This is a genomic window from Saccharopolyspora hattusasensis, from assembly GCF_050972075.1.
In the GTDB taxonomy this organism is placed as follows: Bacteria; Actinomycetota; Actinomycetes; order Mycobacteriales; family Pseudonocardiaceae; genus Saccharopolyspora; species Saccharopolyspora hattusasensis.
In genome coordinates this window covers 4662020-4683689 of record NZ_JBPCDC010000001.1, presented here as the reverse complement: position 1 = coordinate 4683689, position 21670 = coordinate 4662020, and the positions used below count along the sequence as shown (strand labels likewise).

At 66.5% G+C, this 21670-nt stretch carries 27 protein-coding genes and 1 tRNA gene; 11 read left to right on the top strand and 17 right to left on the bottom strand.

What is annotated here, in order from left to right:
* Positions 1 to 314: 314 nt before the first annotated feature.
* The 3 genes from otsB to ACRXBZ_RS22175 form a co-directional block, all read right to left on the bottom strand.
* Positions 315 to 2864 carry a trehalose-phosphatase gene (gene otsB, locus ACRXBZ_RS22185; RefSeq protein WP_433880730.1) on the bottom strand — a complete coding sequence of 850 codons (2550 nt, stop codon included), beginning with the start codon at positions 2862 to 2864 and terminating at the stop codon, positions 315 to 317.
* A gap of 135 nt (positions 2865 to 2999) precedes the next feature.
* Complete coding sequence (locus ACRXBZ_RS22180) at positions 3000 to 4439, bottom strand: alpha,alpha-trehalose-phosphate synthase (UDP-forming) (RefSeq protein ID WP_433880729.1); 1440 nt, start codon at positions 4437 to 4439, stop codon at positions 3000 to 3002.
* A 143-nt stretch (positions 4440 to 4582) separates the two neighbouring features.
* Complete coding sequence (locus ACRXBZ_RS22175) at positions 4583 to 6022, bottom strand: threonine/serine exporter family protein (protein ID WP_433880728.1); 1440 nt, start codon at positions 6020 to 6022, stop codon at positions 4583 to 4585.
* Between the two features lie 231 nt (positions 6023 to 6253).
* Here ACRXBZ_RS22175 and ACRXBZ_RS22170 point away from each other — a divergent pair.
* A tRNA-Thr gene (locus ACRXBZ_RS22170) sits at positions 6254 to 6326 on the top strand.
* Between the two features lie 67 nt (positions 6327 to 6393).
* Here ACRXBZ_RS22170 and ACRXBZ_RS22165 read toward each other — a convergent pair.
* From ACRXBZ_RS22165 to ACRXBZ_RS22155, 3 genes are all read right to left on the bottom strand, one after another.
* Entirely contained in the window at positions 6394 to 6540 is a 147-nt protein-coding gene (locus ACRXBZ_RS22165) for a hypothetical protein (protein ID WP_433880727.1), read from the bottom strand.
* Positions 6541 to 6708: 168 nt separating this feature from the next.
* A complete protein-coding gene (locus ACRXBZ_RS22160; protein ID WP_433880726.1) occupies positions 6709 to 7098 on the bottom strand; it encodes a plasmid mobilization protein in 390 nt (129 codons plus the stop codon).
* Positions 7099 to 7478: 380 nt separating this feature from the next.
* Complete coding sequence (locus ACRXBZ_RS22155; RefSeq protein ID WP_433880725.1) at positions 7479 to 8570, bottom strand: chitinase; 1092 nt, start codon at positions 8568 to 8570, stop codon at positions 7479 to 7481.
* 298 nt (positions 8571 to 8868) lie between these two features.
* On the opposite strand from ACRXBZ_RS22155, the gene ACRXBZ_RS22150 reads away from it, so the two are divergent.
* From ACRXBZ_RS22150 to ACRXBZ_RS22115, 8 genes are all read left to right on the top strand, one after another.
* Positions 8869 to 9345, top strand: a complete 477-nt coding sequence (locus ACRXBZ_RS22150) for a DUF2127 domain-containing protein (RefSeq protein WP_433880724.1) — start codon at positions 8869 to 8871, stop codon at positions 9343 to 9345.
* Between the two features lie 61 nt (positions 9346 to 9406).
* A complete protein-coding gene (locus ACRXBZ_RS22145; RefSeq protein WP_433880723.1) occupies positions 9407 to 9715 on the top strand; it encodes a DUF3099 domain-containing protein in 309 nt (102 codons plus the stop codon).
* Positions 9716 to 9931: 216 nt separating this feature from the next.
* Positions 9932 to 10165: a trypsin-like serine protease gene (locus ACRXBZ_RS22140; RefSeq protein WP_433880722.1), complete on the top strand. Its 234-nt coding sequence runs from the start codon at positions 9932 to 9934 to the stop codon at positions 10163 to 10165.
* A gap of 325 nt (positions 10166 to 10490) precedes the next feature.
* Positions 10491 to 11057: a diaminobutyrate acetyltransferase gene (gene ectA, locus ACRXBZ_RS22135; protein ID WP_433880721.1), complete on the top strand. Its 567-nt coding sequence runs from the start codon at positions 10491 to 10493 to the stop codon at positions 11055 to 11057.
* A gap of 89 nt (positions 11058 to 11146) precedes the next feature.
* Entirely contained in the window at positions 11147 to 12394 is a 1248-nt protein-coding gene (ectB, locus tag ACRXBZ_RS22130) for a diaminobutyrate--2-oxoglutarate transaminase (RefSeq protein WP_433880720.1), read from the top strand.
* A gap of 106 nt (positions 12395 to 12500) precedes the next feature.
* The gene (locus tag ACRXBZ_RS22125; protein ID WP_433880719.1) at positions 12501 to 12911 is read left to right on the top strand and encodes an ectoine synthase; all 411 of its coding nucleotides are present in this window, start codon (positions 12501 to 12503) and stop codon (positions 12909 to 12911) included.
* A 207-nt stretch (positions 12912 to 13118) separates the two neighbouring features.
* On the top strand, positions 13119 to 14021 hold the full coding sequence (gene thpD, locus ACRXBZ_RS22120; RefSeq protein ID WP_433880718.1) for an ectoine hydroxylase: 903 nt from the start codon (positions 13119 to 13121) through the stop codon (positions 14019 to 14021).
* 510 nt (positions 14022 to 14531) lie between these two features.
* On the top strand, positions 14532 to 14690 hold the full coding sequence (locus tag ACRXBZ_RS22115; RefSeq protein WP_433880717.1) for a hypothetical protein: 159 nt from the start codon (positions 14532 to 14534) through the stop codon (positions 14688 to 14690).
* A 269-nt stretch (positions 14691 to 14959) separates the two neighbouring features.
* On the opposite strand, the gene ACRXBZ_RS22110 is transcribed toward ACRXBZ_RS22115, so the two are convergent.
* Positions 14960 to 16450: an alginate O-acetyltransferase AlgX-related protein gene (locus ACRXBZ_RS22110; RefSeq protein ID WP_433880716.1), complete on the bottom strand. Its 1491-nt coding sequence runs from the start codon at positions 16448 to 16450 to the stop codon at positions 14960 to 14962.
* 60 nt (positions 16451 to 16510) lie between these two features.
* On the opposite strand from ACRXBZ_RS22110, the gene ACRXBZ_RS22105 reads away from it, so the two are divergent.
* Both ACRXBZ_RS22105 and ACRXBZ_RS22100 read left to right on the top strand, forming a co-directional pair.
* A complete protein-coding gene (locus tag ACRXBZ_RS22105; protein ID WP_433880715.1) occupies positions 16511 to 16804 on the top strand; it encodes a hypothetical protein in 294 nt (97 codons plus the stop codon).
* On the top strand, positions 16801 to 17121 hold the full coding sequence (locus tag ACRXBZ_RS22100; protein ID WP_433880714.1) for a YdeI/OmpD-associated family protein: 321 nt from the start codon (positions 16801 to 16803) through the stop codon (positions 17119 to 17121). Before ACRXBZ_RS22105 ends, ACRXBZ_RS22100 begins: the two co-directional genes overlap by 4 nt.
* 75 nt (positions 17122 to 17196) lie before the next feature.
* Here the strand turns inward: ACRXBZ_RS22100 and ACRXBZ_RS22095 are convergent, their stop codons facing one another.
* The 10 genes from ACRXBZ_RS22095 to ACRXBZ_RS22050 all read right to left on the bottom strand — a co-directional run bounded on the left by ACRXBZ_RS22095 (position 17197) and on the right by ACRXBZ_RS22050 (position 21586).
* Positions 17197 to 17661 carry a hypothetical protein gene (locus ACRXBZ_RS22095; RefSeq protein WP_433880713.1) on the bottom strand — a complete coding sequence of 155 codons (465 nt, stop codon included), beginning with the start codon at positions 17659 to 17661 and terminating at the stop codon, positions 17197 to 17199.
* A 152-nt stretch (positions 17662 to 17813) separates the two neighbouring features.
* Complete coding sequence (locus tag ACRXBZ_RS22090; protein ID WP_433880712.1) at positions 17814 to 18089, bottom strand: hypothetical protein; 276 nt, start codon at positions 18087 to 18089, stop codon at positions 17814 to 17816.
* A gap of 285 nt (positions 18090 to 18374) precedes the next feature.
* Positions 18375 to 18671, bottom strand: coding sequence for a hypothetical protein (locus ACRXBZ_RS22085; RefSeq protein WP_433880711.1), 297 nt, complete (start codon positions 18669 to 18671; stop codon positions 18375 to 18377).
* A complete protein-coding gene (locus tag ACRXBZ_RS22080) occupies positions 18671 to 19132 on the bottom strand; it encodes an SAV_915 family protein (RefSeq protein WP_433880710.1) in 462 nt (153 codons plus the stop codon). The genes ACRXBZ_RS22085 and ACRXBZ_RS22080 overlap by 1 nt, the downstream gene beginning before the upstream one ends.
* Before the next feature lie 78 nt (positions 19133 to 19210).
* Complete coding sequence (locus tag ACRXBZ_RS22075; RefSeq protein WP_433880709.1) at positions 19211 to 19339, bottom strand: hypothetical protein; 129 nt, start codon at positions 19337 to 19339, stop codon at positions 19211 to 19213.
* Positions 19340 to 19588: 249 nt separating this feature from the next.
* Positions 19589 to 19828, bottom strand: coding sequence for a helix-turn-helix domain-containing protein (locus ACRXBZ_RS22070; RefSeq protein ID WP_433880708.1), 240 nt, complete (start codon positions 19826 to 19828; stop codon positions 19589 to 19591).
* Positions 19829 to 20218: 390 nt separating this feature from the next.
* Positions 20219 to 20482, bottom strand: a complete 264-nt coding sequence (locus tag ACRXBZ_RS22065) for a hypothetical protein (protein ID WP_433880694.1) — start codon at positions 20480 to 20482, stop codon at positions 20219 to 20221.
* Complete coding sequence (locus ACRXBZ_RS22060; protein WP_433880707.1) at positions 20479 to 20958, bottom strand: helix-turn-helix domain-containing protein; 480 nt, start codon at positions 20956 to 20958, stop codon at positions 20479 to 20481. Before ACRXBZ_RS22060 ends, ACRXBZ_RS22065 begins: the two co-directional genes overlap by 4 nt.
* Positions 20955 to 21302, bottom strand: coding sequence for an RNA polymerase-binding protein RbpA (locus ACRXBZ_RS22055; RefSeq protein ID WP_433880706.1), 348 nt, complete (start codon positions 21300 to 21302; stop codon positions 20955 to 20957). Before ACRXBZ_RS22055 ends, ACRXBZ_RS22060 begins: the two co-directional genes overlap by 4 nt.
* Before the next feature lie 38 nt (positions 21303 to 21340).
* Positions 21341 to 21586 (bottom strand): hypothetical protein, encoded by a 246-nt coding sequence (locus tag ACRXBZ_RS22050; RefSeq protein ID WP_433880705.1) that lies wholly within the window; start codon positions 21584 to 21586, stop codon positions 21341 to 21343.
* Positions 21587 to 21670 lie beyond the last annotated feature (84 nt).

Below are 21670 nucleotides of genomic sequence, written 5' to 3'. Positions count from 1 at the left end.
AGCGAACGGCCTAATCGCCCCGCAAGACGGCACTCACTGTCCGTTCACGCCGCGGGAAGCAGCGAACGGTCCGTTCACGCCGCGGGAAGCAGCGAACGGACCATTCACCGCACTGAACAACGCGAACGGCCCGTCGACCACACCAAACCTGGCTGAGCGAACGGCCCGTTCACCTCGCAGGAAGTGCGAGGTGAACGGTCCGTCAATACGTAGCACGAACGGTCCGCTCGCCTCGCGCCTTGGCGGGCTGGGGCGAACGGACCGCTCGTGCCGTAGGGGGTGGCGAACAGGCCGTTCGCTCCCCGCCGACCGCCCTACGCCGACAGCAGCTGGGCGCAGCGGATCAGGCCGAGGTGGGAGTAGGCCTGCGGGTGATTGCCGAGGGAGCGCTCCGCGATCGGGTCGTACTCCTCGGACAGCAGCCCCGTCGGGCCCGCCGTGTCGACGATCTGCTGGAACAGCTCCTCCGCCTCGGTGCGCCGGCCGATCAGCAGGTACGCCTCGATCAGCCAGGCGGCGCACAGGTGGAAGCCGCCCTCGTCGCCGGGCAGCCCGTCGTCGCGGCGGTAGCGGTACACGGTGGACCCGCTGCGCAGCTCCGCCTCGATCGCCGTGACGGTCGCCTGGAACCGCTCGTCGGACGGGTCGATCAGCCCGGACAGACCGACGTGCAGGGACGCCGCGTCCAGGTCCGATCCCTCGTAGGCGGTGGTGAACGCCTGCACGTCCGGGTGCCAGCCGTTCTTGACCACGTCCTGGGCGATCTGGTCGCGCAGCGGCTCCCACGACGGGTCGGCCTCGCGGCCGTACGCGGTGGCCAGCTTCAGCGCCCGGTCCAGCGTCACCCAGCACATGACCTTGGAGTACACGTGGTGGCGCGGCACGTCGCGCTCTTCCCAGATGCCGTGGTCGGGCTCGGCCCAGCGGTGCGAAACGGCCTCGGCCATCGCCATGACCAGCTCCCAGTCCACGTCCCGGACCCGGCTGGTGGCCTGCGCGAGGTGCGCGACCAGCTCCACCACGGGGCCGAACACGTCGAGCTGCACCTGCTGGTCGGCGAGGTTGCCGACGCGGACCGGCCGCGAACCGGCGTAGCCCGGCAGGCTGTCGATGACGGCTTCCGGCCCGAGCCCGGTGCCCTGCAGCGTGTACAGCGGGTGCAGCCGTTCCGGGCCGGGCAGCGTCTCCAGCACCCGGTGCAGCCAGTTCAGGAACGCCTCGGCCTCGGCCGTGGAGCCGAGCGTGACCAGCGCCTGCGCGGTCATCGCGCCGTCCCGCAGCCAGCAGTACCGGTAGTCCCAGTTGCGGACGCCGCCGATCTCCTCCGGCAGCGAGGTGGTGGCGGCGGCCATGATCCCGCCGGTGTCGGAGTTGCACAGCCCGCGCAGCGTCAGCGCGGAGCGGGCGACCAGGTCGCGCTCCACCTCGGGCAGCGACAGGGTCTTCATCCATTCCGACCAGTACTGGTCGGCCTCCAGCCGGCGGTCCACCTCGGTGCGCGTCGGCGACAGGTCGTCGGTGCCGCAGCGCAGCTCCAGCACGAGCGGGCTGTCCTCGGTCGGGTCGACGACCGCGTGCGCGGACTCGTGCATGCCGTCGGAGGTGATCGCCCACTGCACGCCGGGCGAGTAAAGGACCATCGGCTCCGAGGTGCCGAGCACCCGCAGCCCGCCCGCCTCGGCGGTCAGCCGCACCGGCACCTGCCCGAACTCCGGGCGCGGCGCGAACTCCACGGCCGCGCGGGTGCTGCCGCTGATCACCCGGACCAAGTCGGTGCGGTGGCTGTCGGTGCCGTGCGCGAGATAGTCCGTAACGAGTAGCCGCGACCAGCGGGTTTCCACGATCATGGTGTTCGGCACGTACCGCTGGCCAAGCGGCAGCGGGCTGCGCTGGGCACCGTTGCCGCCCTGCGGGCGGATCGTGAAGTGGCCCGCGCCGGGGCCGCCCAGCAGGTCGGCGAACACCGCCGCCGAGTCCGGGCCGGGGTGGCACATCCAGGTCAGCCGCGCGTCCGGGGTGAGCAGGCCGACGGTGCGCTCGTTGGACAGCATCGTCAGCCGCTCGATCGGCGGGGCCTGCTCGCCGTACAGCCAGGTGCGCCGCTCCTCCATCAGGAACGCCAGCACGGTGGCGACCTCGGTGGTGCTGCCGATCCGGTACGGCGCCAGCGTGTCCCCGTCACCGACCTTGATGCCCAGGTCGGGGCCGTGCAGCCGGGCGAAGGCCTTCTCGTCGGTGACGTCGTCGCCGAGGAAGACCGCCGCGGTGGCACCGACCTGGTGGCGCAGCGCGTCCAGCGCGTTGCCCTTGTCGGTCTGCACCACGGCGAGCTCGACGACCGCCTTGCCCTCGGTGACCTGCACGCCTTCCCAGGACGCCGGGCCGTTTCGGACGGTCTCCAGCACCTCCTCGGCCAAGGCGGGCTCGGCGCGCCGGACGTGCACGGCGACGCTGGCGGGTTTGTTCTCCAGCGTGACGCCGGGCTTGCCGCGCACGATGTCCTGCAGCGCGGTCTGCAGTTCGGTGCGCAGCTGGGTGGCCTCGGGTTCGAGCCCGTGCACGAACCCGATGTCGAACTCGGAACCGTGGCTGCCGACCAGGTAAACCTCGGCGGGCAGGCGGGACAGGGTGGCCAGGTCGCGCAGCGCGCGGCCGGAGATCACCGCCGTAGTGGTCGCCGGCAGCGCGGCCAGCGACCGCAGGGCGTGCACCGATTCGGGTAGCGGTTTGGCCTGGGTCGGGTCCGCCACGATGGGGGCTAGGGTGCCGTCGTAGTCGCATGCGACCAGAAGTCGAGGCGTCCGCGCGAGCTGCACGATCACTCGGCGCAGCTCGGCAGGCAGGGCTTCGGCGGTCAACGCCATACTCCTCAGGGGGGCGCGGTCAAGTCTGGGGTGGATCGATCCGGTTCGAGCCGTGGAGATGACCGTCGACGTCGACCGGGTTCGACAAGTATCGCTGACGCGGTGCTGTCCGTGTTGTGGACCGCTTACCCGCAGCTACTCCGCGAGCGGTGTGCCCAGTGCTTCGAGGAACGACCGGGCCCAACGGTCGACATCGTGCGTGAGCACTTGCCTACGGAGTGCGCGCATCCTACGGCGTCCCTCGGCCTCGTCGATGTCGAGGGCCGCGAGCAGCGCATCCTTCACACCGTCCAGGTTATGCGGATTCACCAGAAATGCACTCGTGAGTTCTGCCGCAGCACCGGCGAACTCGCTCAACACCAGTGCACCGCCCAGGTCGTACCGGCAGGCCACGTATTCCTTGCACACCAGGTTCATGCCGTCCCGCACCGGCGTCACCACCATGACGTCGGCGGCGCAGTAGAAGGCCACCAGGTCCTTGCGGGCCACCGAGGTGTGCAGGTAGTGAACCGCGGGGTGGCCGACGCGGCCGAACTCGCCGTTGATCCGCCCGACCTCGCGCTCGATGTCCTCGCGCATTTGCTTGTAGTGCTCGACGCGTTCCCGGCTGGGCGTGGCGATCTGGATCATCGTCACGTCCTCGGCCTTGATGTGGCCCTCGGCGAGCAGCTCGTGCATCGCGTGCAGCCGCACGTCGATGCCCTTGGTGTAGTCGAGGCGGTCGACGCCGAGCATGATCTTCTTCGGGTTGCCGAGCTCGGCGCGCAGCGTCTTGACGCGCTGCTGGATCTCCTTGGTGCGTGCCAGCCGGTCGAGTCCGGTGGCGGCGATGGAGATCGGGAACGCCCCGACCCGCACGGTGCGGTCGCCGACCTGCACCACGCCGGTGCGAGACCGGATCCCGACCTGGCCGCGGCTGGGTTCGAAGCCGGCCAACCGGCGGGCCAGCCACAGGAAGTTCTGCGCACCGCCGGGCCGGTGGAAGCCCACCAGGTCGGCGCCAAGCAGCCCGCGCACGATCTCGGTGCGCCACGGCAACTGCATGAACAGCTCGACCGGCGGGAACGGGATGTGCAGGAAGAACCCGATCCGCAGGTCGGGCCGGAGTTCGCGGAGCATCGCCGGGACGAGCTGCAGCTGGTAGTCCTGCACCCAGACCGTCGCGCCCTCGGCGCTGACCTCGGCGGCAGCCTCGGCGAAGCGCCGGTTCACCCGCCGGTAGGCGTTCCACCAGGAGCGGTTGTACGCCGGTGGCACGACCACGTCGTGGTACAGCGGCCACAGCGTGGCGTTGGAGAATCCCTCGTAGTACTCGGCGAATTCGGCCGCCGACAGACGCACCGGGTGCAGCTGCAGGTCGTCGTCGGCGAACGGTTCGACCTCGATGTCGGCGACCCCGGGCCAGCCGACCCACGCGCCGCGCCGGGCGCGCAGGAACGGCTCCAGCGCGGTGACCAGCCCGCCGGGGCTGTGCTTCCAGCGCTCCGTGCCGTCGTCGAGGCGTTCCAGATCCACCGGCAGCCGATTCGCGACCACGACGAAATCCGCTCGAACGGGCGTGCTGCCCTTGCTCACCGGTAATCCTCCCGCTGTGTCGGCCACCTGTCGCGAGGCTAGCTAATCCAGCCAGTTGCTGCGTGCTGCGTGTGGTGCAAACGGGACGTGCGGGCCTGTGAGTCTTTTGGGCTGCTGCGGCGACGCAAAAGACTCACGGCCGATCAGTCCAGCCGCCGTTTCGCGGGACGCAGCGGACCGGACATCCGCGGCCCGGAGAAACGGCGCTCCAACCTACCGAGCCCGGTACGAACCGGCTGTGCGAGGTACTCACCGAGCACCACCCCGGCGCCGAGCGCGAGGCCGGTCGCGACGGCGAGCATCAGCGTGGCGACGCCGGTCGGGCTGCCCAGCACGGACAGCTCGTACAGCCCACGGTAGGTCGCCAACCCGGGCAGCAGCGGCGCAACGCCGGAAACGGCGATCACCAGCACGGGAATTCGCAGCCGCCGTGCGATGATCCCGCCGATGAAACCGACCACGGTGGTGGCCACCGCGCCAGCCAGCACGGTATGCACGTCGGCCAGCGTCAGCAGCGCGTGCACCGCGGCGGCCGCGGCACCGCCGATTCCGGCCGCGAGCAGCGGCCGCGGCGGCGCGTAGCTGGCGAGCGCGAAGCAGGCCGACGTGGAAGCACCGGCGAGCATCTGCACCGGCAGATGCAGGGCCGGTGCCAGCACTTCGGCACGCCCCAGGGCTTGCGCGTCGAGGCTGCCGACAGTGTCCCCGCCGATCCGCACTCCGATGTACAGCGACAGCACCACCCCGGCGATCAACCCGGCCGACATCAGGGCCAGCTCGGCTATCCGGCCCGCCGCGGTCACGTTGTAGCCGGTGATGGCGTCCTGCATCGAGCCGACCACGGTCATCCCGGACAGCAACACGATGATGCTGGCGGCGATCGCCAGCGCCGCGTTGTCGAGCAGGCCGGTGGCGTAGCAGCCCAGCGCGACGGCGGTGGCGAGCGCCCCGCCGACGGCTTGTTGGAAGAAGAACGGCAACGAGCGTTTGTTCAGCAGCCGCCCGACGCGGTCCACCAGCGCGGTGGCACCGGCGGCGGCCAGCGGCAGCAGCGGGGTGGAGCCGCCGCCGAGCAGCACGGCCAGCGAGGCGGCCATGCCCGCCCAGGACAGCGTTGCGACCCAGCGCGGGAAAGGGTGCGGCGCCGTGGTGATCCGGTCCAGCTCGGCGTAGGCCTCGGCGGCGGTCAGCTCGTTGGCGGTGATCCGCCGCAGTAGCGCTTCGACGTCCGTGAGGCGCGTGTAGTCGAGGGAGCGGTTGCGGACCACCCGCAGCGACGTGATCGGCGGCAGGTCGGTGCCCCGGTAGCTCGACACCGTGATCGACGTGTAGACCACGTCGACCTCGGTGTGCGGCAGACCGTAGGCGGTGACCACGGCGATGATCGTCGCGGTCACGTCCGAGGCGCCTGCCCCGCTGGCCATCTGCACCTCGCCGATGCGAAGCCCGAGGTCCAGAACGAGGTGGACGGTGGATTCGTTGGGCAGTGCCGGCCCGTAGACGACGTTGCGAGACCCCGGCGGGATGGTGAGCTCCGGGTCGCGCCGCCGCAGCACACCGCGGGCGCGCTGCGTGATTCCCACTGCTGGTCTTCCTTCCTGCCGGACCGCCTTGCGGGCGGTTCGCTTTGCCAGATCTTCCCCTCGGGCATCGCCTGTCATGAGCAGACCGTTGCACCCACAATCTGTGGCGTCCATCACCGATTTCGGCCGGATGTCGCCGCGGTCGCGGCCATCGTCCGGCAGCGTCGACGCGGCCGCTTTCCACCCCGGGCGGATCGCCGCTTACGATGTCCCCGCACGACGGAAGTGCATGCCGCTGTAGCTCAGTTGGTAGAGCGCCCGCCTTGTAAGCGGACGGTCAGGGGTTCGAGTCCCCTCAGCGGCTCCGACGGTACCAGCGGAAACGCGCCTGCCCACCCGGTGACCAGGCGCGATCCGTCTCACTTTCGGTCTCAGTTGGGGTTCCAGAAGTACCCGTTCAACTGGTCGGCGACGTCGCGGCGCAGCTCTTCGGTGACGTGCATATACCGCTCCTTCAGCCGGATCGACGACCACCCCATGTGGTCCTGGACGGCCCGGTCCGACACGCGGAGCAGCATGCAAACGGTCAAGCTCGCCGGACGGCCCCTCCCGATCGGGAGGGGCCTTTCATTAGCGCCCTTAAACTTTGGCGAATCGAAAAGGACACCGGCTTGAGTCATCCCACTATACAAGTGGCATCTAACGGATCCCTTCTAGCAAGTCGTCCATTAGTTTCTCGGCGCGCTTTATCCTGCTGACTGACTCTTCTTCAGCGGCTCTTGCCCCAGCAGGAGGGGCGTCGCCTTAAGATCGCGCTGAGGTACAGGTACGACTAGGACGTTCGCTCCTTGCTCACTTGTAGTGCCTACCGGCGACTGAGCTCCAGCCGCCAATAGGCATACCTGGCGAATCCACTCGGACTGTGTAAGACCAGACTTCCTCACAGCCTCGCGTAGCGTGGAAGCCTCATCAGTCGACATGCGGAACGAGGTCGTCACGCTCAGAGGCTTGACGACCTCGACCTCCACTTCCTCAGCGTTCTCCAGGTCTTCGTCCAACTCGTCCCTGTGCGCGTACTGCCAATCGGCGATCTCCGCGTCCGTCATGTTCTCGAAGTCGGGTTCGTTGTTCGCCATCCGTCACAGCTCCCATGCACTAATCGGCCGAGCGGACTTCGCGTCAGGGCTGTACAGGAAGTTGACCCGCACGCGCCTGCCGCCGTTAGTAGTGCCGATCGCTACAAAGTCTGCGGCTCGCCCTTTCTTGTTCTTCTTGATGATCGGTCCGTTCTTGAACACTTGCTCAATCTCGTCGGCAGAAACCCCGTGTCGCGTGATCGGCCGCTGGTGTACCGATACCTGCTCGGCGATCCCATTGCCAGGTCCGGGTTATCTGGGAAGGTATACGCCCTTCCCAGCCATCCACAGGTTCCGAGCATCCCCGCTGTTGCAGCAATGACGATGCAGCACACCTCCCCGCCCGGCAGCGGCCGAGCGGGGCGGTCCGGTTCGGGCGGTCAACGGCCCTGGAGCGCCTTCGCGTTGTCGCCGAAGGTCCAGGACTTGGAGCCGTCCCAGTTGATCGACCAGGTCATCAGGCCCTTCAGGCTGCCGTTGTAGTGGTTCCAGGCCTGGGCGACCAGGTTGGGCGACATGTGACCGCCACCCGCGCCCGGCTGGGCCGGCAACCCTGGAACCTGCTTGTCGTAGGGGACCCGGATCGTGGTGCCCTGGACGACCAGCCCCTTGTCCAGGCAATCCGTCTGCGCCATGAATCCCTGCACCGTGCCGGCCTGGTACGAATCACCCGAACAGCCGTACATGCTTCCGTTGTAGTACTGCATGTTCAGCCACCAGAGCCGGCCGTTGTCCGCGTACTTCTTCACGATCGGCAGGTATGCGCCCCAGATCGATCCGTAGGTCACGCTGCCGCCGGTGACGTACGCGGTTTCCGGCGCCATCGTCAACCCGAATTCCGGGGGCATCTTGGCGAGCACGCCGTCGATGATGCGGATCAGGTTGCCCTGCGACGGCGAGAGCTCGTTGATGTTGCCGCTGCCGCTGAGGCCGGTCTCGATGTCGATGTCGATGCCGTCGAAGTTGTACTTCTGCAGGATCGGCACCACGGTCTCGACGAACCGGTCGGCAACGGCGCTGGAAGACAGGTCGATCCCCGCCGTCGCGCCGCCGATGGACATCAGGATCGTGAGCCCGTCCGCCTTGGCCTGGCACATCTCGGCCGGCGTGGCCACCTTCACCGTGCTGTCCATCCCGTCCTCCCACAGGACTGTGCCGTCCGAGCGGATTACCGGGAAAGCCGCGTTGATCACGTTGTAGCCGTGCTCGCGAATGGCCGGATCCGTGATCGGGGTCCAGCCGAACGGCGGGTGCACCCCGTTTACCGCGCCGTCCCAGTTTTCCCAGTACCCGTGGAGCACCTTGCCCGCCGGTTTCGATTTCACCGGACAGGTTTCGGCCGCCGGGGCCGGGTTCGAGGCGTTCGCCGCCCGCGGTGCCTCGTAGCCCGCGGCGACCTGGGAGAACGACACAGCGGCGACGAACGACGCCACCAATCCGGTTCTCAGCAGGCGTTTCTTCCGACCAACCATTCCCGGTTCCCTCCGCGACGGGACCAATTTCGGAATTGGCCCGGATCCGATGAGGCTCGCTCGTCGTCCACCAAGAACTTTTATGACAAATTTCGCGACCGGAAACAAGATTTGAAGAAAAGTGGTATTTACCAATTTGCCCTGTCGTTCACCGAACTCTTCTTGATCACCGGCCGGGAAGCCACACGATCCGATTCGCGGACCTGCCGGTCGAGGAGCGGGCGGCCCGGACGCGGGCCGCCGGTGGCTGGCAACGCGCAAGATCGCTGGTCCGGGATTCAGCGCGCATCATGGCTTCATGGCCGCCGAAACCACGATGACGGACAAGCTGTTCCGCGTCGCCGTGCTGCTCAAGGGACTGGACGGCGCGGTGCAGCTGATCGGCGGGGTGCTGCTGATCTTCTTGCCCCCCGACATCGTCACCCGGTTCGCGCACGCCGTCGTCACGCGGGACCTGCTGGGCCCGCCGGCCGGATCCCTGGCCGGGCACTTCGAGGAAGCTGCGCAGCACTTCGTCAGCGGCGGCAGCACGTTCGTAATCGCCTACCTGATCGCCCACGGCGTGATAAAGATCGGCCTGGTGATCGGCCTGCTGCTCAAGATCATGCCGCTGTACCCGGTGGCACTGACCGCCCTGGGCCTGTTCGTGATCTTCGAGGTGCTGCGCGCGGTGCAGACGAGGTCGATCGCGCTGCCGTTCTTCGCGGCGCTGGATGTGGTGATCATCATCCTCGTGCTCCGGGAATACCTCGAATTGCGCCGCCGGCCCCGGTGACCCGAGCCGCGGATTGCGCCACGCTGGAGGTAGCGGGTTGTGGCCGACTCCGGAGGTGGCCATGCGGCGACGGCAGCACGACGAGCCGGTGCTGATCACCGATGCGGCACCGTCCTTCGACGAGGAGCAGCGGCACCGCAAGCGGGTCTACGCCGTTCTGATGGTGGTGCACTTGGTCGGCTTCACCGCCGCCGGGCTGCTGGCGCACATCTGGTGGCTCGCGCTCGGCATCGTGGCCGTCACCGGCGCCCTGCCGTGGGTCGCGGTCGTCCTGGCCAACGACCGCACGTCCCAGCGCGGTCAGTGCCGGATGCGACGCGGTGGCGGCCCCGCCATCGAGGACCGCCACCACGACCAGATCGATATCTGACGCCGCGAACCCCGCCCGGCGCACCGCTGCCGCAGCACCAGCAGCAGCAGCGTATCTCCGCTTCATTTCCCGATCCGCGAAATACGGGAATTCAGGCTCTTCTGCTTCTTCCGTGGGCCAGGCGTGGGCTAGGCGTGTCCGGGGATTGACACGTCTACCGAGACATGACACCGGTAAGAACCGGCATCACCACTCACGACCCCACGAACACCCCTCGTGAAGGTCGCCGACGTGAACGTGGCCGACATCGCGCGCGGCGACTACCGTGACGGTACCGCGGTGTGCGCCGGCCGCGGCTACGGCATCCCGGCCGGCGGCGACTCTGGCGGCCCGATATTCGCAGGGAACGTGCAGGTGGGCGCGGCCTCGACCGGCGACCGGCAGTCCACCGCCGCCTACCCCAACGTCACCGAGTACCGCGATTGGATCCAGTCCATGGCGGGCGTGTAGCAGCTCACGGGAGGCAGTCTGCCCGGGCTCGTGCAAGCCTGGGGAAGCCGCCTCTTCTCATGTTCACCTGAATATCGGAGTTTGAATTTTCGAAAAAGGGGTAAAGTTCACTTCGGGTATCTTTAGATACGTCGTTTCCGCTGGTCAGGGAGCCGGCAAATGATCAAATTCATAATCGACAACAGGCTCCCTAGCATCAACTTCAAGGAAATTGCAACGCTTCTGTAGTGCTTCTCACGTATAAAATTGCGTCTCGCCTGGTAGATCGATAGTTATCGCGCCGACGGCCTGGCGCGTTACGGATGTTCTGTTAAGTTGGCAAAGCATGACCGGCGATAAACCGAGCCATAACATCGACAACGGGAATGGCAGAAGCGGTTCAGCCGGACGGTTGGAGATCGACACTCCGGTCGTCTCGGACGGCCCTGAGCTCTACCGAATCACTCGCGATTCGGCAGTGCTGGATGTGAACTCGTCCTACGCATATTTGTTGTGGTGCCGGGACTTCGCGCAAACCTCCGCGGTGGCACGCATCGACGGTGCGGTCGTGGGATTCGTGACCGGGTATGTCCGGCCCGACGCCCCCGACACGCTCGTCGTGTGGCAGATCGCCGTCGATGCATCCCAGCGCGGTGGTGGCGTGGCAGGTCGGCTCTTGGGCCACCTGGTGGATCGCGTGCTGCCGCGCGGGGTTCGCTACCTGGAGACGACGATCACTGCGGACAACGCCGCGTCGATCAGCCTGTTCACCGCGCTGGCGCGCAAGCGCGCGGCGAACCTGGAGCGCAGCGAGCTGTTCACCGCCGACCTGTTCCCGGATGCGCACCTGGGGGAGGACCTGTACCGCATCGGGCCGTTCGAGCCCGTCCCGGCCGCCGCGGCCGGATCCTGACCGCTGCCGCCGTCCGTACCGGCACGCAATCTTGTTCTTGAGGGTGCCGGGGCGCGCGAAGCGCGCGCTGCCCGGCCGAACGGAGGATCGTGAACGACATCTTCGCAACCCTGGAATCGGAAGTCCGCAGCTACAGCCGAACCTGGCCGACGGTCTTCGACCGCGCCGGCGGCAGCTACCTCTATGACGAAGACGGCACCGCCTACCTGGACTTCTTCGCCGGTGCCGGCGCGCTCAACTACGGGCACAACAACCCGTTGCTGAAACGAAAGCTGATCGAGTACATCGAGCGCGACGGGGTGACCCACAGCCTCGACCAGTCCACTGTGGCCAAACGTGCGTTCCTGGAAGCCTTCCGGGACAACGTGCTCAAGCCGCGCGGGTACAACTACAAGGTCCAGTTCCCCGGCCCGACGGGCACCAACTCGGTGGAGTCGGCGCTGAAGCTCGTCCGCAAGATCACCGGGCGGGAATCGATCATCAGCTTCACCAACGCCTTCCACGGCATGACGCTGGGCTCGCTGTCGGTCACCGGCAACTCGATGAAGCGCGGCGGCGCCGGCATCCCGCTGGTGCACGCCACCCCGATGCCCTACGACGACTACTTCGACGGCCAGGTCCCCGACTTCCTCTACTTCGAGAAGATGCTGGAGGACAGCGGCAGCGGCCTCAACGAGCCCGCCGCGGTGATCGTCGAGACGCTGCAGGGCGAGGGCGGCATCAACTCGTCGCGGCCGGAGTGGCTGCGCGGGCTCTACGACCTGTGCCAGAAGCACGGCATGCTGATGATCGTCGACGACGTGCAGATGGGCTGCGGCCGCACCGGCCCGTTCTTCAGCTTCGAGGAAGCGGGCATCCAGCCCGACATCGTCTGCCTGTCCAAGTCCATCGGGGGCTACGGGCTGCCGATGGCGCTGACGCTGATCAAGCCGGAGCACGACGTCTGGGAACCGGGCGAGCACAACGGCACCTTCCGCGGCAACAACCCGGCGTTCATCACCGCCACGGAGGCTCTGAAGCAGTACTGGGCCGACGACGCGCTGGAGAAGTCCACCCTCGCCAAGGGCGAGCGGGTCGGCGAGGTGCTCGAAGAGATCGCCGCCAAGCACGGCGGCGCGGTGGCCAAGGGCCGCGGCCTGGCGCGCGGGCTCGGCTTCGAGGACACCAACGTCGCGGGCAAGGTCTCCAAGGCTGCGTTCGACCGCAAGCTGCTGCTGGAGACCTCGGGACCCAGCAGCGAGGTCCTGAAGATCATGCCGCCGTTGACCGTGTCGGATGACGAACTGGAGCAGGGGCTACAGATCGTCCGGGAATCGGTGCAGGCTGTCCTGGCCTGACTCGGCAACCGCATCGCAGCGATCGGACCGTTCACCGCGCCAGACGGCGTGAACAGGCCGATCGCTGCACTGCGGCAGAGCAGAACGAAGATCCACTGGAGGAAATGTGATCGTCCGGCACCTCTCGGACATCGAGGACACCGACGCCGACATCAAGACCGAGAACTGGCGCAGCAAGCGCATCGTGCTTGCCAAGGAGAAGGTCGGCTTCTCGGTGCACGAAACCACCCTCTACGCCGGTACGGTGAACGACTTCTGGTACGCCAACCACGTCGAGGCGGTGTTCATCACCGAAGGCGAGGGTGAGATCGAGGACAAGGCGACCGGCGAGGTGCACCAGCTCAAGCCGGGTTCGCTGTACCTGCTGAACAACCACGACAAGCACCAGGTCCGGCCCCGCACGACCATGCGCACGGTGTGCGTGTTCAACCCGCCCGTGACCGGGCGCGAGGTGCACGACGAGGACGGCGTGTACCCGCTGGTCGTCGAGGACGACGAGACGCCGGTCGCAGGCTGATCCGGGCGACCGAGCTTGTTGACCGCGCGTGGCGGGTAACCGGAAACGGTTGCCTGCCACGCGCGTTGACGGGTGTTCCTCACGCGCGGACGTGGGGAATTGCGGGCGCATCCAGAATGCGCCGCTTCTAACCGAGGAACCGAGAAAAGGCGGCGGTGCCACCGGCACCAGCCGCTCCGGCGGGAATTCGCGAAGGAGGCGCAAACCATGACCGTCGCTGATCTGAGCACCCAGGACCGCTACCCGACCCGGGTGGACGCCGAGCCGGCAATGATCCGGCGCTCCGATCCCACAGTCTGGCCCGGCGTGACGGCCGGCCCGGCCACCGCGGAGGAGCTCGCGGGGCACGAGGCCAAAGGCTTCCACGTCGTAGAGGGTTTGTTATCCCCGGCCGAGGTGCAGACCTACTGGCAGGAGCTGGAGCGGCTCACCCGGGATCCGGAGGTGCGGGCCGACGAACGCACCATCGTGGAGCGCAGCTCCGACGAGGTCCGCTCGATCTTCGAGGTGCACCGGATGAGCGAGCTGATCGCCGAGCTGGTGCGGGACCCGCGAGTCCTGGACCGGGCCCGTCAGATCCTCGGATCTGACGTGTACGTGCACCAGAGCCGGATCAACTACATGCCCGGATACCGGGGCACCGGCTTCTACTGGCACTCCGATTTCGAGACCTGGCACGCCGAGGACGGCATGCCGGCGATGCGCGCGGTGAGCATCTCGATCGCGCTGACCGACAACTACCCCTTCAACGGCGGCCTGATGATCATGCCCGGCTCGCACCGGACCTTCGTGTCCTGCGTGGGCGAGACGCCGGACGACAACTACAAGTCGTCGCTGAAGGAGCAGCGGGTCGGGGTGCCGACGGAGGACGACATCACCAAGCTCGCCTACGAGCACGGCATCGAGCAGTTCACCGGCCAAGCGGGGTCGGCGCTGTGGTTCGACTCGAACTGCATGCACGGATCGGGCAACAACATCACGCCGTTCCCGCGCTCGAACATCTTCGTGGTGTTCAACAGCGTGGAGAACGCCCTGGTGAACCCGTTCGCGGCGGGCCACCCGCGCCCGGGCTTCATCGCATCCCGCAACCCGACACCGATCCTGCGCTGACGAACCCGGGGCGAGGGGCACCCGCGACCAAGTTACTTTGGTCGCGGATGCCCCTCGCCCGTTCGCTTCGCGCCGTCGTATGGATTCGGTTGGCAATCCGCGACTCAGATCACAAATAGTTTCGTAGCTCTGCGTGATCAGTCAGTTTCGGAATCGTTCGATTACCCCATTTTGACTAATCCAGCCGAGAAACCATCGAAGCCCAGCGGGTTTACTCGACGGTAAGTAATTATCTGCGGAATATTCCAGCCAGAAAAGAGTATCCGACACACCCATAGGTGGGGTGGCGACGGTTACGCGCCGTGGCCTATGGTGTCCGTTATCAAAATTCCCGGCATCGTCGGGAATTTTCCAACCTGGGGTTCAGAAGGGAGGCCTGCGGTACCACCTGGCATGGGTCCTGTCGCAGCGCTTCAACAGGACTCGTCCTGTTGTTGTCAGGCCCGGCACCAGTCGGGCCGCGTTCGGCGTACGCCGAACGTTGGGACCAACAACGAAAGGAACATGCAGGTGAACCGCAAGAAGGCCCGGAAGGCACGTCAGGCTCGTCGTCGGCGGGGCGCAGCAAAGCGCCCGGCCCGGCCGCGTCGGACGACCCGGGCGCTCCTGCTGCTGATGCTGCGGGTCTCGTTGTGGTGGCTCGTCACTCGGTTCGACGACCACAGCTGATCCCTTCGGGGGCGGGTTGAAGTGCCAGCTTCGGCCCGCCCCATCCCAGCCGACGCACCGCCAGGGCGCATCGCGCACGTGCAGCTACGGACAGTTGATCCGCAATCGCAATGCGCGGTCAGACTATCGGATACCGGTCTCGCACGACACGGCGATCGGCAAAAAAGTACGTGTGTCCGGCTACAAAAACTGCCGAGTTGCGCTGAATCTGACCGGACGTTCCGCATTGCGAATTTCGATGGAAGCTCGCCGAAATCCCGGGGGCGGGATCAGCGCACGGGGTGGGCGGCGAGGACTGCGCCGACCTGCTCGGCTACCGCCGGGTCGAGCATCGGGTAGCGGCCGCCGGCGACGAAACGTTCGGACAGTTCGAACGTGACCACCTCGCCTTCGGCGAGCAGTTGGCCCGCCGCCACCGGGTCAACCGCGACGTTGTCCGGGTGCGTGATGGTGATGTTCGCGAACGTCGCCGCCAGGTACGGGCTGGCGAACTGGGTGAACGAGTCGCCGACCATCCGCACTGGCTGGGCGATCATGCCCGGCTTCGGCTGCGACTCCAGGTGCAGCGGCTGGCGGAAGTCGCTGGGCTTGAACTGCGTGTTGTCCGCGGCTCCGCCGTCGGGCGCCAGCGAGTACGCCTGGATCGGCACGGTCCGGTCCTGTCCGAGCAGGTCCGGGATGTCGGCGCTGTGCGGGTACTGGCGGGACGGCAGGACCTTCCAGCTGCTTGTCACGCCCGGCTGCAGGCGCTCGGCGAGCTGGTACGTCATGGTGATGGCGCCCTCGTGGGTCCAGTGCGTGTCGATGTCGTGGTAGATCGGCCGCTGGTTGCGCGCCGCGACCTCGCGCAGCTGGGCACGCAGGTCGACCGCGCCGGTCGCGGCAGGCACGCGACGCCAGAACTCCTCGCGGCCCTTCGTCGAGCAGTCCTTCCCGGCGTAGTCGTCCGGCATGTTCTCCGGGTACTCGGTGGACTTGTCAGGGGCGATGACCAGTTGGAACTTCCGGCCCGACGCCTCCACCACGGACCGCCAGCGGCGCAGTCCGGCGATCACCTGGTCCGTGGTCCGCTTCGGCACGCACCGGTAGGACACGTCATGACCGAGGTACAGCCAGCCGTTCTTGCCCTCGATGACGTCGGGGAACACGTTCTCGTCGATCGGCGGCTTCTCGTCCACCTGCCCGGCGCCAACCGGCGAGGTGTGCGAGCCGCCGGCCAACCGGGCGGGCTCGCCGAACACGCCGCGGCTGAGCGCGTCCACCGACTGCACGGCGTCCTTGCGGAACGGCAGGTTGTCGGTGGCCCAGGCGTTCAGCCCGGTGAAGAACCCCCAACCGTCGGTGATGCTGGGGAAAGCGGCCAGCGGGCGGTTTTCCAGCTGCTCGGCGCGCGCCCCGAAGACCCAGGTCACCACCGGCGCGGTGAAGAACAGCACGGCGCAAAGGAGCGCGGCCAGCTGGCGCCTGCCGTGCCGGGGCCGGTGCAGCGGATGCTCCCGCGGCAACCACGCCTCGTGGACCGGGGGAAGAAGATCGGAGTGCTCCTGCCGCGACACGGAACCCACGTTAACCGGGCACGCAGCGCGACCGGCCCAGAACTCGCGGATCTCCTGCACAGCGGCGCGCGAGCGGGTCCGGCGGTAGGTCCGCGCGTAGTCGTCGTAGTCCCCCACGCACAGCGGCGCGGGGCGCCAACCGACGACGTCCGACCGGCGGGTATGTGATCGGGTGCCGAGATGACCCTTTTGCGGGTCCCTCAATAGCGTGTTACTCCTGACCTGCAACAACTCGTAGCGGCGGTCTGGGGAAGGCGTACGGCAATGCATGAACATCCTTATGCGGCAACGCTTTCCGCGATCAAGTCACTACACGTCCAGTGGTCCGAAGAAGCAGAACTGACTTCCGATGCCGCGCATGCCGCTGTGCTATACCGTCGCCTGCTCGAACTCGCCGACACCGTAACCCGGCTGTTCGTCTACGAACAGTTCCACCTCGAACAAGCGCGCAACACGATCCCGCCGCAACAACTTGTTTTGATCACTGGAACGGAACCAGGAGCAGGCAACCCCGTACGTGACGAAACGGGTTCGGTGCCAGCCGGAGCGGCAAGATGATCACTTCGGCTTGGGCTCGCTTCGTCCGCTACCGTGGGTCTATGAACGGCCAGCGAGTGCCCGGTGGGGTGGTCCACGAGTTGCCCGCAGACCTGCGCAAGGCGCTGATAGCCAACACCACGGCATTCGATGCCTGGAAGGACATCACGCCCCTGGCCCGCAACGAGTTCATCTGCTGGGTCGAGGATGCCAAGCAGGTGATAACCCGAGAGCGCCGTATTCGCCGGGCCCAGGAGGAGCTGGCGGCCATCGAGCGGAAAGCCTCGTCGATCTCCTTCCGCGTGCGATCTTCGCTCGTCGGCATCAGGTGTATGTAGGTCTTCAGCGTGTACGCCGCCGATGCTCGTGCCCCAGGTACTCGAGCGGCGACGTGGCGGCGAGTCCGCCGCTTGTTACCGCAGCTTGAGTTTGTCCAGCGCACGTGGGTTTGTCTTGGCGCTGCCGTGTTGGACTGAGTAGCGGATGCCGTTGTAGACGAGGTCCCAGAGCGCCTGGTTTGCCTGGAGTTCTTTGGCGTCGAGCCAGAGCTCGGTGGCTTTTTTGTCAGTCAGCTCGATATCCCACGACAGCCCACCACTTGTGCCTTCGACCCTGACTTCGGTGAGTTCGTAGAGGTCGACGTAGCCGCTCTTGATCGCGAGCCAGTCGGCTCCTGCTGAGATGCCCCAGCGGTTGCGGGAGATGATCCAGAGGCCCCAGAGGGGGGCAACTGCCACGACGATCATCCACAGCCAGGGTGCTGTCCAGATCCAGTCGAAGCCCCAGTCCATGACGCACAAAATCACGAACACGATCGCCGAAACGATCAGGCCGGACAGGAAGGCTCCTTCGTTGGAGCGGTGGTACCACTCCAACACTGGCCCCCGTCCTTCTGGCGCCGGCGGGAAACGCGCGAACCGCGGTGACCGTGACGGTAGATCTCCCCAAACGGTTAACCTTGGCGCTTGGGGTGGCCGTGGTTCGCCGGTCCTCGCGTTCGGACGTGGCGGTGTGGCAGTCACAGCAGTCCTTACCGGGTCATCTTCGGGTTGATCTCTTCGAGCTTCTTCCCGATGTTGATCATGTCGTCGCCGAATTCGTCGATCGCGAAGCCGACGCCGATGCCAGCGACGCCGCCGATAATCGCGCCCGGTGGACCTCCGATCGCCGCGCCGACGACCGCACCAGAGAGCAGGCTGCCCGTGCCGCTGGCGACGGCGATGGTTGGGTCTTTGCCTTGGTTGAGGTCGTAGCCCACGCCCACTGCCGTGGCGACGAAGCCGATTCCTGGGATGATCTTGGCCATCTTGGTTGCACGCGTGGGTCTGCAGCTCGCGGCAGGTGTCCTTGAGTGCGCGGACTTCGGTGTCGGCCATCTTGGCGGCTGCGATCAACACTGCGCGGAAGCCGTCGGCTGCCGCGCCTTGCCAGCCGCTTTCGGATTCGGCCCTGGTGAGCTGGATCTGCCGTGCGGCTTCTTCGACGCCTTCGGATTGCGCGTCCGCCCATGCGCAGACGGCGGTCAGGCTGTTGGGGTCTCCCTTGACTTCGGTATCCAGCGCCATGACCCGATTACCTCCACCAGTGCGTCCTAGCGTGGTTGCTCAGCATTGAGTTCGGCCGCCTGGAGCTCTACCGCGTGCTCGTAGTCGGTCACGGCGTACACGTCGCGGCTCTCAGCCGTCGCATCACCCACCGCGACGAGACCGGCCGAGATGTTTCCGAGTGCTTCGGTCAGCAGCGCGAGCGCCGCTTGCACCGCCCCGGTGATCACACCGGCCTGCGGGTCCGGTGGAGGAGTGGCGTCGCTCTCCAGGTCGGTACTAGCGTTACGCCGCCGGCGGGTCAGCGGCTCCAACAGAGCAGGATCAGCTTGCAGGTTAGACATCATTCCCCCAGCTGAAAGCGTGTCCGGCGTTCTTCGATCGGCAGAGCCGCATCCCATACGACGACATCGGCGTCGCTACGGCTCTTGATGTCCTCGATTTGTTCACGCTGCACTGCTACCCATGTCTGGCCGTCGCCGCAGCCCTCGACAAGATGCTCCAGCGACGTGAACACCAGGAGTGCCCGCTGACCGTCGGGCGTGTGCCGGAGTTCCAACATCACATCGGAGTCGCCTTTGTTGACGCGCTCGCACGGGATGTACCCGGTCGTCGGAAGTTCCTCTTCGTCCTCCAGCGGTGCGACATAGTCAGCGCCGATCACCGACGGCGCGACATCGTCATGTTCGCGGAACACGTCGCGATCTCCGTAAACCAACGTTCCCCCTTGCCGTGGTTTGCCCAGGCGGGAAACGCTACCGAGATAATCGTGTATTGAGATCTGTTTAGCCGCAACGTCACTCAATCAGCTCACGTAGCCCGAGGCCGACGCCGTAGAGCGCCTCTACCGCGCCGACCTCGAGCTGGAACAGCGAAGAACTACTCAGCCATCGGTGTCGGATTCATTCTGGTCCACCTCGCTTCCGACTCCAGTCGCCACGGGGTCGGTTTCAATGGGTGTCAGAATCGGCGGCCCGGTCACTTCGGGCTGATCGTCACGCGGAATGTGCATGCGGTGACTCCTTTCGCACACAGTTTGAATGGGTGGCCGGTCGGTGCCCTGGGAGGGGGAGGCCCGCACCGACCGGCCGTCCGCTCGATGCCGGGAGGTCGGGGCAATCACATCGAGCGGAGTCTCGGATTGTTCACGCGCGCCGGCAGCGCGAGCCGACTCGGTTACGCAGCGCGGGCGTTACGCGCTCGACGTGCCAGGCCATCGGCAAGAACCGCTTGGGCCGTTTCGGCTTGGGTTTCTTCGCAGTCATAGCTCGATGCAAGAAAGAATCGGCGGACTGGAGTTCTCGCGCATGCGTTGCCCACCGGGAGGCCGGAGTTGCACACCGGCCTCGCGCAACATCCGGTGGACCGCACCAAACGACCGCCCCGACTGCTCGGAGAGTTGCCGGATGCTGGCGCCCCGCTCATACCGGGTTCGCAAACTGCCGGCGAGTTTCTCGCGCCGCGCCCCAATGATGCGGGTACCTCGCGGAATCTTCCGCATAGCCGAAACTCCTTTTGCAACAAGGGATTGATATACGAGGGCTGATCGACCGGGCGCCAAACGCGCATGCCGCATGGTGACAGAACAAGAACTGCTCGTCGTAGTCGTCCAAGATGTAACGACCGGTCTGACTCGACGACCACGCGTCCTGGTTGTGCTCGACCTTGCTTCCGATTCCAGTGGCTACGGGGTCGACTTCAACGGACGTCGGAATCGGTGGCCCGGTCACCTCGGGCTGATCGTCACGCGGGTCGGGCATGCGGTGGCTCCTTTCGGGCATCGACGGAATTGGGTGGCCGGTCGGCGCCCTGGGAGAGAGAGAAGCCCGCCCCGACCGGCCGAGCTCGATGCCAACGATCGGGGACATCGACATCGAGCAGTCTTGGAAACTCAGGCACCACGGCGGCGCGGACCGATCCGCGAGCGCAACCACGACCGCGCTTGCGCAGCGACGTCCGACTCATCAACCCAGCCGCGTCCAATATGGATGGTGTCGATGAGGTGATCGTCCTCATGCGCGCTGCCGATATCGCCGCGATGCACGGTGAAAAAGCCAGCACCCCTACCCCAGCGGAACGTGTAGACCTCGGTCGACGAGACCCGTTCGACACGCCACGCCATCGGCAGGAACCGCTTCGGCCCGGTCGTACTCATAGCGCAGTGCGAGACAGGATCGGCGCGGAGCGCTGGTCAAACTGCGGCGCGGCCTCTTCGGCGGCTTTGCCGGCTACGCCGCGAGGCCGGAACTGGACACCGGCCTCGGCGAGCATGCGGTGCACGATCCCGTAAGACCGCCCGGACTCCTTGCAGAGTTGCCGAATACTCGCGCCTTTCTCGTACTTACTTTTGAGGACGCGCGCGAGCTTTCGCGCGCAGCAGGCTTGAGCCGGGTGCCAGGTTTGATCTTCCGCATAGCAAGGCTTCCTCCTGATCGCTTGAGAAACATGAACGCGGTAGCGCGTCGAAAGGCGGAGCACTCGCATCCGGCAACGCCAGCAAAACCCGTGATCTTCGTCGTAGTCGTCGAGGACGTAACGACGGTTCCCGCTCGACGACAACGGATTCGACGGATGCAACGAATCATGTTCGGCCCAAGTGGGCAGTCGTGGCCCGTGCAGCGGGCTCGTCATGCCCCATCCCGTGCCGCTGCGAGCTCGCCGAGCCGCTCGTCGACGAGCTCCTGCAACTCCCTGGGACTGCGGCGCTCCAGCACCTGCTCCAGGTGCGTTTTCCACGGCTGCCCCTGCGGCGCCCTTCCAACACCCCAGCGGCTGCGGGCGTGCATGTCGGCAACAGTGGCGGCCAGGTCGACACGCAGCGCATACAGCCCGTGCTGCCGGCATTCCCAGGTCTCCGGCACCGCACTATCGACGGCGTAAGTCACCGTGAAAGCCTCACCGCGGGGACAGCGGTACGCCTCCACGAGTCGCTCGGCCGGTTCGTAATCCTCAGGACGCTGATAACTCGGCCGCATACGAGGAACCGGACGCCCAAGAAGTCGAGTCGACACAGCTACACCGCCCCCACAATCGCCGCGATCCTGGCCGCAACGTCCTCACGCAACGCATGCCGCCCCGTGCTCGCGACTTCGCTGCGCTCGCGCTCGACCCGGCTGAGGAGATGGGCGACCGTCAACGCGCCCTCACCGGCACACGTGTGCTGGCCCGCAGGCTCGGCGGCGTACATCCGCCAGGCAACAAGCATGAGCAACGCGAGAGCGGGCACCATGCCCGCGAGGAACAGCAGTAAATGAGACACCCCAGTTCAATCCCTTCCGAAACAATGCGGACACCTCGGCAGGCGTCCAACCACAAACGGATGCGGCGGCGTACACACAGCACC

Excerpts from the sequence above, each read along its gene's own strand:
- otsB (WP_433880730.1), bottom strand. The coding sequence starts at position 2,864 with ATGGCGTTGACCGCCGAAGCCCTGCCTGCCGAGCTGCGCCGAGTGATC.
- ACRXBZ_RS22165 (WP_433880727.1), bottom strand. The coding sequence starts at position 6,540 with ATGCTGCTCCGCGTGTCGGACCGGGCCGTCCAGGACCACATGGGGTGG.
- ACRXBZ_RS22160 (WP_433880726.1), bottom strand. The coding sequence starts at position 7,098 with ATGGCGAACAACGAACCCGACTTCGAGAACATGACGGACGCGGAGATC.
- ACRXBZ_RS22155 (WP_433880725.1), bottom strand. The coding sequence starts at position 8,570 with ATGGTTGGTCGGAAGAAACGCCTGCTGAGAACCGGATTGGTGGCGTCG.
- ACRXBZ_RS22150 (WP_433880724.1), top strand. The coding sequence starts at position 8,869 with ATGGCCGCCGAAACCACGATGACGGACAAGCTGTTCCGCGTCGCCGTG.
- ACRXBZ_RS22145 (WP_433880723.1), top strand. The coding sequence starts at position 9,407 with ATGCGGCGACGGCAGCACGACGAGCCGGTGCTGATCACCGATGCGGCA.
- ectA (WP_433880721.1), top strand. The coding sequence starts at position 10,491 with ATGACCGGCGATAAACCGAGCCATAACATCGACAACGGGAATGGCAGA.
- thpD (WP_433880718.1), top strand. The coding sequence starts at position 13,119 with ATGACCGTCGCTGATCTGAGCACCCAGGACCGCTACCCGACCCGGGTG.
- ACRXBZ_RS22105 (WP_433880715.1), top strand. The coding sequence starts at position 16,511 with ATGCATGAACATCCTTATGCGGCAACGCTTTCCGCGATCAAGTCACTA.
- ACRXBZ_RS22100 (WP_433880714.1), top strand. The coding sequence starts at position 16,801 with ATGATCACTTCGGCTTGGGCTCGCTTCGTCCGCTACCGTGGGTCTATG.
- ACRXBZ_RS22090 (WP_433880712.1), bottom strand. The coding sequence starts at position 18,089 with ATGGCCAAGATCATCCCAGGAATCGGCTTCGTCGCCACGGCAGTGGGC.
- ACRXBZ_RS22085 (WP_433880711.1), bottom strand. The coding sequence starts at position 18,671 with ATGTCTAACCTGCAAGCTGATCCTGCTCTGTTGGAGCCGCTGACCCGC.
- ACRXBZ_RS22075 (WP_433880709.1), bottom strand. The coding sequence starts at position 19,339 with ATGCACATTCCGCGTGACGATCAGCCCGAAGTGACCGGGCCGCCGATT.
- ACRXBZ_RS22070 (WP_433880708.1), bottom strand. The coding sequence starts at position 19,828 with ATGCGGAAGATTCCGCGAGGTACCCGCATCATTGGGGCGCGGCGCGAG.
- ACRXBZ_RS22065 (WP_433880694.1), bottom strand. The coding sequence starts at position 20,482 with ATGAGTACGACCGGGCCGAAGCGGTTCCTGCCGATGGCGTGGCGTGTC.
- ACRXBZ_RS22060 (WP_433880707.1), bottom strand. The coding sequence starts at position 20,958 with ATGACGAGCCCGCTGCACGGGCCACGACTGCCCACTTGGGCCGAACAT.
- ACRXBZ_RS22055 (WP_433880706.1), bottom strand. The coding sequence starts at position 21,302 with ATGCGGCCGAGTTATCAGCGTCCTGAGGATTACGAACCGGCCGAGCGA.